The sequence below is a fragment of the Mucilaginibacter sp. GW821-FHT07G05 genome, from assembly GCF_059418565.1.
Map to the genome: position 1 here is coordinate 23,843 of NZ_JBWKQC010000017.1, position 12,080 is coordinate 35,922.

A 12,080-nucleotide genomic window follows, 5' to 3' on the forward strand; every position below is an offset into this window, starting at 1 on the left:
CGTGGCGAAGAGAACCTTTAAAATTCCAGAACACAGGTCGCTGGACCGGTATATCGTGGCCATCGGTGCATCCGCCGGAGGCCTGGAGGCCATCCATGAATTTTTTGACCATATGCCGGACAATTCCGGTTTTACATTCGTGGTAATCCAGCATCTTTCCCCGGATTACAAGAGCCTGCTGGCCGAACTAGTGGCCAAACACACCCGTATGAAAGTGCTGGAAGCGGCCAATGACGAGAAACTTCAGCGTAACTGTGTTTATATTATACCGACCAAGAAGCTGATGACTATTAAAGGGCATCAGTTAAAACTGGCAGACAAAATCAAAGATAAAACGCCGAATACAGCTATAGATACATTTTTCTTTAGCCTGGCCAAGGATAAAAAAGATAAAGCCATTGCCATTGTGCTCTCGGGAACCGGTACCGATGGTACCAAGGGGATCGAAGCCATCAAAGAAGCCGGGGGGATGGTTATGGTCCAGGAACCGTCCTCCGCTAAATTTGACGGTATGCCTAATAGCGCCATCACTTCGGGTAATGCCGACTTTATTCTGCCTCCTGCAAAAATGCATTTGGAACTGCACAACTTTGTGCAGCAGAAATCCGCGCCTGAACTAGCAGCGGAACAAGTGGATGACGGACTGATGAGTGAGCTTTTCCAACTGGTCAGCCAAAACAGCGATCAAGATTTTAACTTGTATAAAACGCCTACTATTTTGCGCCGCATTGCCCGGCGTATGGCCGCTGTCGAAGTTCCCGATCTTCGGGATTATGTGGACTTGCTGCACCAGGACGCCGGAGAGGTCAGCCTGCTGGCCAAGGATTTCCTGATCGGCGTGACCAAGTTTTTTCGTGATAAGGCAGCCTTTGATGTTTTGGCCAAGGATATAATCCCGGAGCTGATCCGGCAAAAGCAGGATGGCGACCTGCTGAAGGTTTGGGTCTGTGCCTGTAGCACCGGCGAAGATGCATACTCCATTGCTGTACTAATCAACGATTGTTTATTACAGGCCGGCAAAAGCCTGGAAGTAAAGATCTTTGCGACCGATGTGGATGAAAAAAGTATCGAGATCGCCGGTAAGAACAGTTACCCGCTGACGGTGGCCAAGGAAATCCCGGCAGCATTACTCAAAAAATATTTTGTAAAAGACCGTAAAAATTATTCAGTCATACCTTCCATCCGCAAACAGATCGTTTTTGCCCGGCACAATGTGATCAAATCACCGCCTTTTATCAAAAATGACCTGATCACCTGTCGCAATATGCTGATCTACATGAATAGCCTGTTGCAGCAGAAAGTGGTGGCGACCTTTCATTATTCCTTGAACAGGGAGGGTTTTCTGTTCCTGGGTTCCAGCGAGAATGCAGCTAGCATCAAAGAGGGGATCACCGAGATCAGCAGCAAATGGAAGATCTACCAAAAATCAGGTACGATCAGTTATGGCCTGCACCACACGTACACCGCTGCCGCCCCATCTTTAAAAGTGCCCGAGAGGAGGCCCCTGAAAACGATCGATTCTGGAAAGACCATTGAGCAGGAATTCCTGGAATTGATGACCGAGGAATTTGATGCGGTGGCGATCTTTATCGATAAGAGCTATATTGTTCAGGACACAATCGGCAATTATCGCAGGTATTTGAACCTGCCGGAAAAGAAACTCGACCTGAATATCCTGAACCTGGTCAGCCGGGATGTTGCGATCGTGTTGAATACCGCTATCCGGCGGGCCTGGAAAGAGCATAAAAAGACCTATCTCAACAAAATACGCATCAAGCGGGAAAATGAAGAACTGTATTTGCAGATTACCGTTAAGCCACCTGAAGGAGGTTCCCCATCTGGCTACACGCTGCTGATGTTTACCGAAACTAAAGCCGAGCCGGGCACTAAAGAAGGTATTACGCTGCAAACGGTAGGGCCGGAGCATCAGCAGGAACATTTACTCGAGGTGGAAGCTGAACTAAATGAGACTCGGGCAAATCTGCAAATGGCGGTCGAAGAAATGGAGACCACCAATGAGGAACTGCAGTCCAGTAACGAGGAATTGCTTTCGGCCAATGAAGAATTGCAGTCGGGTAATGAAGAACTTCAAAGCTTGAATGAAGAGCTGCACACGCTGAACTCGGAGCATCAGGTTAAGATCAGGGAATTAATAGAGCTAAACGATGACCTGGACAATTATTTTAAAAGCACGGATATCGGCCAGATCTTTATCGACTCGGGTATGCGGATCCGCAAATTCAACCCTGCGGCCATTCATATCGTTAACCTGATTGAAGCAGACATAGGCCGACCTATTAGCCATATTTCCAGTAATTTACAATACGATCATTTGGTGAACGATATCCACACCGTACTGTCGAGCGAACAAATGGCGGAAAAGGAAATCAGGGTCAAGAATGGGACTAATTACCTGATGCGCATCATGCCTTACGTACGTAAAGACAAGCAACGGGATGGTGTCGTGATCAGTTTCATTGATATTACGGTCATTACCGAGCTGAATAACATAATTTCGGGCGTATTCAATGCCAGTTCGGCGGCTATCCTGGCTTTCAGGGAAACGCGTAACCGCTCGGGTAAGATCAATGATTTTAAATGTATCGCTTATAATAATGCGGCACTGCGCCTTGTCGGCAAATCCGCAGAGATGATGGAAGCCCAGCCGTCCGTAAAGGAATTTGCTGATCTTTCGCACACCATTGCATTTGATCAATTCGTCAAGGTAGTCGAAAGCGGGAAAGCCCTTCATACCGAATTGCAAACCCTGTCCAATGACTGGTATCAGGTGGTCACAGCCAAAATGGATGACGGTTTTGTTATCAGTTTAACCAATGTTACCGACCGGCGCAATGCGGAACAAAAGCTCCGGAAAAATTACCACGAACTGATCACGGCCAGGGAAGGATTGAAAGACCTCAATAACCAGTTGGAGGACAGGGTTTTCGAACGTACCCGGAAGTTGACTGAAAGCGAAGAACGTTTTAACCTGGTAGCCAAAGCCACCAATGATACCATCTGGGACTGGAACCTGATCAATAATACCATGTGGCGCAGTGAGAACTTCACGGTCATGTTCGGTTACGAACGGGATGAAGCCAGTAATCATATCGGCTTTTGGTTCGAAAAGGTTCATCCGGCAGACCGGGAACGGGTACAGGACAGCGTTTACTACGCTATTAATCACCATGAAAAACACTGGTCGGCAGAATACCGCTTCCTGAAAGCGGACAATACCTACGCCTACATTCTCGATCGCGGCAGTATTCTGGAAGATGAGTTCCGGACGCCCTACCGCCTGGTGGGCTCGATCATTGACATCACCCGGCAAAAGGAAGCAGAAACTCACCTGATCAAAGCACAGGAGGCAACCGAGGAATTGATGCGTAAAAAGGACGAATTTATGAGCGTAGCCAGCCACGAACTGAAAACGCCGGTAACCAGCCTCAAAGGTTCTTTGCAGATATTGCAGCGCATGGCGTCGAAAATGGACAGGAAGGACCCGATGGTATCCTTCATAGATAAGGCGGAGAGGCAAACGGGCAAGTTAACTGTGCTGTTAGACGATCTGTTGGATGTGACCAAAATCCAGGAAGGAAAACTGCTGCTGAATTATACCCGATTTGATGCCGTAAGCATGCTACGGGAAAGTATTGAGGAAGTACGTGCGCAGGGCGGAACACATCGCTTGGTTTTTTCTTGCGATGACGTGGCAGAAATTAACGCAGACCGCACCCGGTTGGAGCAAGTTGTTAATAATTTTCTGACCAATGCGATCAAGTATTCGCCCGGTGCTGACCAGATCGTTATTACTTGCGGCGTGGAAGACGCATACTTTAAAGTAACGGTGCAGGACTTTGGCATCGGCGTGCCGGACAACAAACGGAATTTCCTGTTCGATCGTTTTTACCGCGTCCAGGAATCATCGACGCATTTTGGCGGATTGGGCCTCGGTCTTTACATCTGTGCGGAGATCGTTGAACGGCACCATGGTGATATTGGGGTCGAGAGTGAGGAGGGGAGGGGTTCCGTATTCTGGTTCAAGGTGCCGGTCGATAAAGTAGAATAAACCCAGGTTATCGGCCTGTTTTGAATAAGTAACACCATTGGCGGGTTGGTTTATTTATATTCAAAATTAAATCATCCAAATTTAAAAGCATTCATTACAGAATACTTTTATTAGTCTTTTAAGTGAATATTCTGGGGGCATTGACCATCGTTTTCCGAAAACGGATGCAGTGCTTTCTGTTGCATTTTGAGCATGCTAAGACCTGGTTTGTAAATTTGAATATAAAAACCTCAATGCACTTCGCTGACCAGATAGTACGGAACTGCATAGTGCAGCTTACCGGAATGTCCAGTCAATAATTGAATACCGTTTTTTAATATTGATTGAATTGCAATATAGCATGTCAGTGGGCTTCAATAGCCTGGGTCGTTATGTGACGAAGTTGATCAAGATCGAAGGGCTTGGATAGTATGTGATCCGCACCTGCATCCGCTGCCAGCATTTCAATATCGCTGTTGGCTGAAAAATAGATAACAGGAATATGCGCCAGAGAACTGTTAGCCTTGATCTTTCGGGTAGCTGTCACTCCTCCTTCTTCCGGAATCCAATTGTCCATCAGGATTACATTTGGCGCAAATGAAGTGATCCGTTCCGTAAGGTGATTACAATCTTCATACGCCAGTACCTCCCAACCATCCTCTTCAAGTATATAAGTGCATATACTAACTATATCCTCGTCATCATCAAAGATGAGTATTTTCTTAACCTTCACGTTCATTTTTTTCTATGATCAATGGTAATGTAAAACAAAAGGCAGATCCTTTTCCTTCTTCGCTTTCCACCCAAATCTTACCTTGGTGGTCAGTAACGATCTTGGAGGTTATATACAGTCCCATCCCAAGCCCGGTGTGGCTTTTTATAACATCCTTTGCCCGGTAAAATTTATCAAAAACAGATGTCATGACCTCGGCAGACATCCCGCGCCCTTCATCACTAATAGTTACAGTAACTGATCCGGGTACAGTCTTTTTTGTCTGAAGTAAGATCCGCGTATTTTTGTCGGAATATTTGCCTGCGTTTCCTAAAAGATTGGCCATTACCTGCTCCATTCTGAGCTCATCGATCAGCACCTGGACATCATCCCCTAAAATGATCTCAAAACGGTGATGGGGTAAAATGTGCTCCATTACTGCTATCTGTCCTCTTAAAAACTCATTGAGGTTCGCCGGTTGAATATTATACTGGAGATTGCCGTTTTCTATCCTGGAAATATCCAGGAGTTGTTGTACGAGCGCATGCAGCTTATTCGACTGGATATCGATCTTGTTTAATAACCCGCGTAAATGATCACTAACAGGTTCTTTCGTGGCATTGGCCAGTTGCGTATACGCCTTTAAAATGGTCAAGGGCGTTTTAATCTCATGACTGGCAACAGAAATGAACTCTGTTTTCTTTTCATCGATCAGTTTAGACTGGCGTAGCTCTTCATCTTTTTCTGTCGCGAGCCGGTTTAGCGTCGCGTTCCGCTGTTTGATTTCTTCGTAGGCGTTCAGCGGCGATTCCTCCTCAAAATGGTTTTTAAGTATATTGACCTTGACAGGATCAAGTTTTAAGGAACGGGGTAAACCGATCTTCAAGGTGATCAGGTTGCTGTTTGCTGACTCACTCAACTCAAACTCAGGTACCAGCTTTTGCGCGTAATAGAACCCGGAATCCGCATTGGTAAACCTGATCTCTTTTTCAAAAGTTACGTTAGCTACCAGGCTGTAACGGGTTTTGTATTGGTCCAGGCCGATCTCCAGGATGCCGGTGTCTGTGTGTTCGATTACCGTTCTGGCGATCTCGGATACCGCCGTGGCGAATGTGGTTTGCGTGGCAACGGTCAGGCCCAGGCGCTCCGCGACTTTCATAGACCGCTTATGTGCCAGCACAAGGTCCATTTCATTTTCCAGGGTAATTGATACGATTGCTGTCATTTTACTTTTGCGATTACCACCGACATGTCGTCATTCCGGCGGGCGTGATCTTTATAAATAGCGGCGGCTAAAATGGTCAGGTCATACTTATACATCATCGGATAGCGCGTCAGCTCGATCCGTGTCTTAATTCCGTCTGAGCAAAGCATGACCTGGTTATAATCTTCGACGGCGTAATCCTGGTCATTCATGGTATTGGGAATATTATGTCCCACGATACCATTATATGACATATGGTTTTTAAAATTAACCGGCCCGAATACACGTGCTGCGATATTTCCCACACCGGCAGAAGTCCAGACCCTGCGTGAAAAATCATACCCTAAGACATTGATCACCGCGCCCCGGGTCTTTTTGATGCTGCTGTGTATGAACCGGATCGTTTCTGTCGGACTATAATCCGGAAAGATTTTAAAGGCGTTGGCCGCCTCGTTGACCGCAAAGTTTGCCTCCGGGCCGTGCCCCAGTCCGTCAGCCAGCATCATTTTTAGAAATTTATCGGTTTGTTTAAAGGTAAATCCGTCGCCGCTTGTTTTTTCTCCTGGCTTGTAGACCACAATCGGACGCATGATCACCTTGTTTTTTTCTTTTATTCTTTCAGGGTCGCTGTACACCCGGCTCAGCGCTATGGTGCCCCAGCCGATCTGCGAGTATAATTCAAAAGTATCGGACAGGCGTTTCATGCTGCCCAGGCCATGGCCAAGTGTGTTGGAGGTCGAGACACCATCCTGCATCATCCTGGTTGGATTGACCATGCCGGGGCCATTATCAATACTGATCAGTTCGACATAAGGATTGCCGCCATTGGGAAACACGCCCATCAGCAGTTCGCCGTCGTCGCTGTATTTAAACAGGTTCGAGGTCATCTCTGCGACGATCAGGTCAAGCGCGTTGATCCGCGCCGGCGCAATGCCGCCATCGGTAGCTATGCGGTGAATTTCTTTTTTGATCAGCGAAAAGTAACTGCGGTCATTGGCCGTAAAACTGATATGCGTTGCATCAACCATTGGCCCATTTTAAGATTGTTACCACTGTGCCTTCACCTACTTTACTTTTAATATCAAATTCATTGACCAGCCTTTTGGAGCCGGGTAGCCCCAGGCCCAGACTTTTACCCGTAGAAAAACCGTCCCGCATGGCCGCGGCAATGTCCGGTATGCCGGGACCCCGGTCGGAAAAGGTCAGGCGGACACCATTGTTGCGCCCGCTGGAAACCACCTCCACGATACAGACGCCGCCATCGGCATAACGCATCATGTTGCGCACAAGTTCACTGCAGGCGGTCAGTAAACGGGTCTGGTTGACCAGTCCCATTTTTATCTTAACCGCGGTTTCCTTAACGCGGTTCTTCAAAAAAACCACGTCCTGCTCTTTGAGTATCTGTATGGTATCTTTATTCAGCGATAAGATCATCTGCGGTCTGGTCTTCGTCTGCGTCCTCTTCGGTCTCGTCGATCATGGACTTCAGCAGGTTCATGCCTTTTTCCATATCCAAAGCGGTGTGCACGCCTTTCAGCGGCAAGCCCAGCTCAATTAATGTAATTGCTACCGCAGGCTGCATGCCCACGACCACGGTTTCTGCGTCAAGTATCTTGGACATGCTGGCAATATTGCCGATGATCCGTCCCATAAATGAATCCACAATGGAAACGGCCGAAATATCGATCAAAACCCCTTTTGCATTGGTCTTGTTGACCATTTGTACCAGGTCGGCCTCCAGGTTGAGGGCCAGCCGATCGTAAAGGTCAACTTGTATTGTCACCAATAAAAAGGCTCCCATCCGGAGAATAGGAATTTTATCCATGAGCTTAGAAATTAAAATTTGCTAACTGTTCCGGTCTTTTTCACTTCCAGGCGCATCACTTTAAAGGAATAGGCCAGCGCGCTTGCCAAAGTCGCCTTGGTGATGATATTGGAAAGATCGATACCTAAATGTACAACCGTTTGTGCGATTTCGGGACGGATACCGCTGATAATGCATTCAGCGCCCATCAGACGTGTCGCACTAACCGTTTTAATTAGATGCTGGGCGACCAGTGAATCCACGGCGGGTACTCCGGAAATATCCAGAATGGCGATGCTCGAACCTGTTTCCACAATCTCCTGCAACAGGTTTTCCATGACGATCTGTGTGCGGGCACTGTCCAGCGTGCCGATGATCGGCAATGCCAGGATGCCGTCCCAAACCCGAATCACCGGGGTTGAAATTTCGGTGATCTCATCCGTCTGGCGCAGGATCACTTCTTCACGGCCCTTAATAAAGGTTTCAAAAGTGACCACGCTAAGATTGTCCATGATCCGGTTAACCTTCAGGCTTTCCTGAAAAAGAGCCGTGGGATCATTGGTCATCTCCTGCTGCAATACTTCCAGGATGGCTTCTTTCAGCGAAAAAACAAAGTTACCCGTTTCTCGTGGACTGAAGCCCTGCCGGGCACGCGTAATAGCGATGCCACCCAGTATTTCAATTACAGGGCTCCATTCATCAGCATCAAGGTTCGTGAAATTCTCAGAAGATAAATTACCGACTAAAGCTGTGATCAGCTCTTCAGACTGGCTACGTAGTTCATCGTTACTGATGAGGTCCTCACGCAAACCGTCATCAGCTAATTGGTTCTTCATCCAGAGCTCCAGGATGTTTTTTTTCTTGTTTTTTAACAATTGATGTGTTTTAAGTGACATGAGTGAAGAATACAGGTTAAACGATAAGCTATATGATCCAAACTTGGCAAAGTTGAATTAAAATAATGCGGAAAGGTAGAGAATCACTTTGATAATCTAAAATCTTATTCCGCGCCGTAAAACAGATCATGAATAATATTGAAAAAATCCAGTAAAATGGGTCGGAACAACCGGTCAACGAAGCATGAACAGACAATGAACAATTACAAAACCAATGGAGGAACCACCAGGTCAATTTCTTGTTTTTGAATGTAGTCCCAAGCTTAGTTTTCCAGTCGTAACTGTTATTTTCAGATGTGTCTATTTCGCTTCTAAAGATCGTTCCTACTGACCTTCAAGTCCACGTATTGCAGCGTTCAGTTCGGGGTCCAACGCTCTTTTTACGAAAATGGATTTAGGCATGATATCTTTCAGCGATAGAAAGTTGTAGGATATTTTTGATTTGTCAGTTAAGTCCATTAAAGTCAGGGCCTTTTTTTTGCGGACATCAAAAATATGATGTTTCAATGCCCTCCAGTTTCGCATAATAAACGTTGTATTTACAATAGCAATCGACAGCATTTAATCTGAAGCTTTCCTTTGAAGTATGCCGTTGGCAAGATCGATCTATAGCGATCATCCGGGTGACTCAACGTATAAAATGCATTTTTAGCGCCGCATTAACTAATCTGATCAGTTAAAACAAATAGGCCCTATTTTAAACCGGATAATCCCGCTTAAAAACCATCACCTTTAATATTTTTCATGTCTTCCGCTACTTCCTTGCTGAATCTATCCTGCCTTGCTTCAAGATCAGCTATGATGCTTTTTCGATTATGTGGGGAATGATATGGATCTGCCTGAAAACTTTTTGAATATCCAGCCACTTCACTTACTGGTCTGCATACGGATAATGCCCATTGTTACCAAAAACTTATCAATTTTAAGACTTCGGACGTAACGATAATCATCGAATGCGGCAATGGGCTTATCATAGGTTAATCTGCTGATGAGTGTTTAGCCTGCTGCACCATTTCATCACTGAAACCTAACTGATCGGCAATCTTGTGGAACGCACGACGGGTTACCTCTTCTTTGGCCAGCTGCTTAACATGATTACTATGGGAAAGCTAAAAAACAATTAGCAAAAAGTAAGATGAGGCGCGGTGATGCCATGGCAATTGATTGAGAGAAGAGGCTTTAAGAGACAGCCTCTTCTTTTGTTTGATTTATTCGGATAGTTAAGGCGGCTGAGACAGTTATCGTACGGATGATTCTCAGAGCCTCAATCTCATTTCTGAGATAACCTCTTCTTTTTATGCTTGTGGATCAAGGCTGGCCGCCGCCACCGGCGGCACCATAGACCTGGCCCGTCGCGTAACTCGCGTCGCTGGCGGCCAGCTGCACGTAAATGGAAGCCAGTTCCACCGGTTGGCCGGGACGACCCAATGGCGTTTGACCGCCGAATTGTGTCAGTTTCTCCATGGTCGAGCCACCACTCACCTACAAAGGTGTCCAGATGGGAACGAGTTATTCCGCCCCGAGTCGCGAAAACTTTGGCGCCAACTGCTTAAATCCGGCTGGACGGATGCCATTCATAAGTTACACCCTGATGAGCGCTTCTATACATTTTGGGACTACCTGCGTAATGCCTATGGGCGCGATGCTGGTTTAAGGCTGGATCACTTCCTGCTTAATCCGGTATTGGTAGCAAGATTAGTTTCCGCCGGGGTTGATAAAGATGTGCGCGGCTGGGAGCATTCCATCGACCACGCACCGGTGTGGATCGAATTGAAGGAATTTTAAGCCAATGCCGGATCAACCCAGTTACCTCAATTTTGATAAAATTAACTATGCCTGGCATCCGGACATCGATTACTGGGCCCATCCCGAAAATTACCGTGTGGGTAAAGGTGAGCAGGGGGTGCTGACCTGTGAACCCTGTAAAAGCGAGATTGGTCCATACTGGCGGTTTAAATCAGAGGACGTCGCCAAAGAAAGTAGCAAAAAGATCTATGAACTATTTTTAGCATACCTCGAAGCGGGTGATTTTGTTGGTGCTGATATGGCGCGAAAGTACCTGCAAATGGGTTACACCCACGCCAGGCGCTACGCTAATTACAAGGGTGGTAAGAAAGACGACGCCGAAAAAAATCATGCGCAATTAGAACGGGGTACGGGCGATCCCGAAAAAGCAAGGGCGGCCAATATATTCTATGACTGCTGGAAGGCTGCTGAAGCAACAGAATCCTATGCCGCAATGAAAAAACAATGGAAGCATGAGAGGGGTTAAAAAAAGGGACCTGCCGCAAAAGATTTGCTTAGTTTGCGGAAGACCCTTTACCTGGCGTAAAAAATGGGAAAAGGTTTGGGATGATGTTAAATATTGCTCAGATAAATGCAGGAAAACGAAAAAAGACCATTAATACTAACGCTAAGCATTGATCCGGATGGTCAGGCTTTTTTTGAAATGCAACGGAAACGATATTTTCCGCCTGAACGAAATTTCCTGGCTGCACATCTGAATTTATTTCACCAGTTGCCTGATGATCCTGCAACTTATGAATATTTGGCCGGGTTGAGGATCCTGTCTTTTGAACTTAACGTCATAAGACTGATGCATTTAGGCGCTGGGGTAGCCTACCGCATAGATGGTCCTGAACTCATATCGTTGCACCGGATGCTGAGCTCGCATTTTTCAAAAGATTTGATTCCACAGGATCGGCAAGGATTCCGGCCACATATCACTATTTCAAATAAGACTACTCCTGAAAATGCATCCGAACTTCTCAAGCAATTATCCGGCGATTTCAAGCCCTTTAAAATCCAGGCGACCGGCCCTGATCTATGGACCTATTTAGACGGTCCATGGAGACATGAGCGAACGTTTAGTTTTGAATTATAGAATTTTCATTTAGTTTGTTTGCTGCATTTCCAAGCTTTTGGATATGACTGCGAAGCCATTCTATCAGGTGCCCGGATATTGATTAATCTGCTTTAGCGCGAATTGATTTTATAGTGAATGCCGTGACCAGACCGCCGATCAAATACCAGGCAACGGTCATCAATTTTGTTTTGTCGGTTCGGGTAACCGGCGCATCACTTAAGCCCATCCGGTCGGGTAGCGTTACGGCACCTATTCCGGCCGAAAGCCCTACAGCTGCTCCGCGCAATAACAGATAGGTCTTTTTGCCAAAACCTATGGTGCTGTAAAAAAGTGCGTTGCTTAAAACATCACCCGTCAACGTCGCTAAAAATAATGCATTGCCCGTCGGCGGAGTTAATCCCATGGATTTCATCCCTTTGGTTAATGCTTCCTCGCCAACCAGATCCACCCGCGGCGCATCATGATCAACGGCTTTAACGGTTTGATGAATGATGTTTAGTGCGATGGCTCCGGCCAGTCCCCCGATAATGTTGTTGATGATCTTTTTCAT

13 protein-coding genes are annotated in these 12,080 nt (G+C 46.5%); 5 read left to right on the plus strand and 8 right to left on the minus strand.

What is annotated here, in order from left to right:
- Position 1 precedes the first annotated feature (1 nt).
- Positions 2-4,069, plus strand: a complete 4,068-nt coding sequence (locus AC07NA_RS25560) for a chemotaxis protein CheB (protein WP_494900843.1) — start codon at positions 2-4, stop codon at positions 4,067-4,069.
- 343 nt (positions 4,070-4,412) lie between these two features.
- Here AC07NA_RS25560 and AC07NA_RS25565 read toward each other — a convergent pair whose 3' ends face one another.
- The 7 genes from AC07NA_RS25565 to AC07NA_RS25595 form a co-directional block, all read right to left on the minus strand.
- Positions 4,413-4,787 carry a response regulator gene (locus tag AC07NA_RS25565; RefSeq protein ID WP_494900845.1) on the minus strand — a complete coding sequence of 125 codons (375 nt, stop codon included), beginning with the start codon at positions 4,785-4,787 and terminating at the stop codon, positions 4,413-4,415.
- A complete protein-coding gene (locus AC07NA_RS25570; protein ID WP_494900847.1) occupies positions 4,771-5,985 on the minus strand; it encodes an ATP-binding protein in 1,215 nt (404 codons plus the stop codon). The genes AC07NA_RS25565 and AC07NA_RS25570 overlap by 17 nt, the downstream gene beginning before the upstream one ends.
- A complete protein-coding gene (locus AC07NA_RS25575; protein ID WP_494900849.1) occupies positions 5,982-6,992 on the minus strand; it encodes a PP2C family protein-serine/threonine phosphatase in 1,011 nt (336 codons plus the stop codon). Before AC07NA_RS25575 ends, AC07NA_RS25570 begins: the two co-directional genes overlap by 4 nt.
- Positions 6,985-7,398 (minus strand): anti-sigma regulatory factor, encoded by a 414-nt coding sequence (locus AC07NA_RS25580; RefSeq protein ID WP_345212246.1) that lies wholly within the window; start codon positions 7,396-7,398, stop codon positions 6,985-6,987. The genes AC07NA_RS25575 and AC07NA_RS25580 overlap by 8 nt, the downstream gene beginning before the upstream one ends.
- Positions 7,379-7,789 (minus strand): STAS domain-containing protein, encoded by a 411-nt coding sequence (locus tag AC07NA_RS25585; protein ID WP_345212247.1) that lies wholly within the window; start codon positions 7,787-7,789, stop codon positions 7,379-7,381. Before AC07NA_RS25585 ends, AC07NA_RS25580 begins: the two co-directional genes overlap by 20 nt.
- 11 nt (positions 7,790-7,800) lie before the next feature.
- Complete coding sequence (locus tag AC07NA_RS25590; RefSeq protein ID WP_494900852.1) at positions 7,801-8,664, minus strand: STAS domain-containing protein; 864 nt, start codon at positions 8,662-8,664, stop codon at positions 7,801-7,803.
- 324 nt (positions 8,665-8,988) lie between these two features.
- The gene (locus AC07NA_RS25595) at positions 8,989-9,123 is read right to left on the minus strand and encodes a hypothetical protein (RefSeq protein ID WP_494900853.1); all 135 of its coding nucleotides are present in this window, start codon (positions 9,121-9,123) and stop codon (positions 8,989-8,991) included.
- Positions 9,124-10,098: 975 nt separating this feature from the next.
- Between AC07NA_RS25595 and AC07NA_RS25600 the strand changes: the two genes are divergently transcribed.
- From AC07NA_RS25600 to AC07NA_RS25615, 4 genes are read left to right on the plus strand one after another with little or no spacing between them, the layout of a single operon-like run.
- On the plus strand, positions 10,099-10,449 hold the full coding sequence (locus AC07NA_RS25600) for a hypothetical protein (protein ID WP_494900855.1): 351 nt from the start codon (positions 10,099-10,101) through the stop codon (positions 10,447-10,449).
- A 4-nt stretch (positions 10,450-10,453) separates the two neighbouring features.
- The gene (locus tag AC07NA_RS25605) at positions 10,454-10,936 is read left to right on the plus strand and encodes a DUF4385 domain-containing protein (RefSeq protein ID WP_494900857.1); all 483 of its coding nucleotides are present in this window, start codon (positions 10,454-10,456) and stop codon (positions 10,934-10,936) included.
- Positions 10,923-11,069, plus strand: coding sequence for a DUF2256 domain-containing protein (locus AC07NA_RS25610; RefSeq protein WP_494900858.1), 147 nt, complete (start codon positions 10,923-10,925; stop codon positions 11,067-11,069). Before AC07NA_RS25605 ends, AC07NA_RS25610 begins: the two co-directional genes overlap by 14 nt.
- The gene (locus AC07NA_RS25615) at positions 11,042-11,548 is read left to right on the plus strand and encodes a 2'-5' RNA ligase family protein (protein WP_494900860.1); all 507 of its coding nucleotides are present in this window, start codon (positions 11,042-11,044) and stop codon (positions 11,546-11,548) included. The genes AC07NA_RS25610 and AC07NA_RS25615 overlap by 28 nt, the downstream gene beginning before the upstream one ends.
- 82 nt (positions 11,549-11,630) lie before the next feature.
- On the opposite strand, the gene AC07NA_RS25620 is transcribed toward AC07NA_RS25615, so the two are convergent.
- Positions 11,631-12,080 (minus strand): hypothetical protein, encoded by a 450-nt coding sequence (locus AC07NA_RS25620; RefSeq protein ID WP_494900862.1) that lies wholly within the window; start codon positions 12,078-12,080, stop codon positions 11,631-11,633.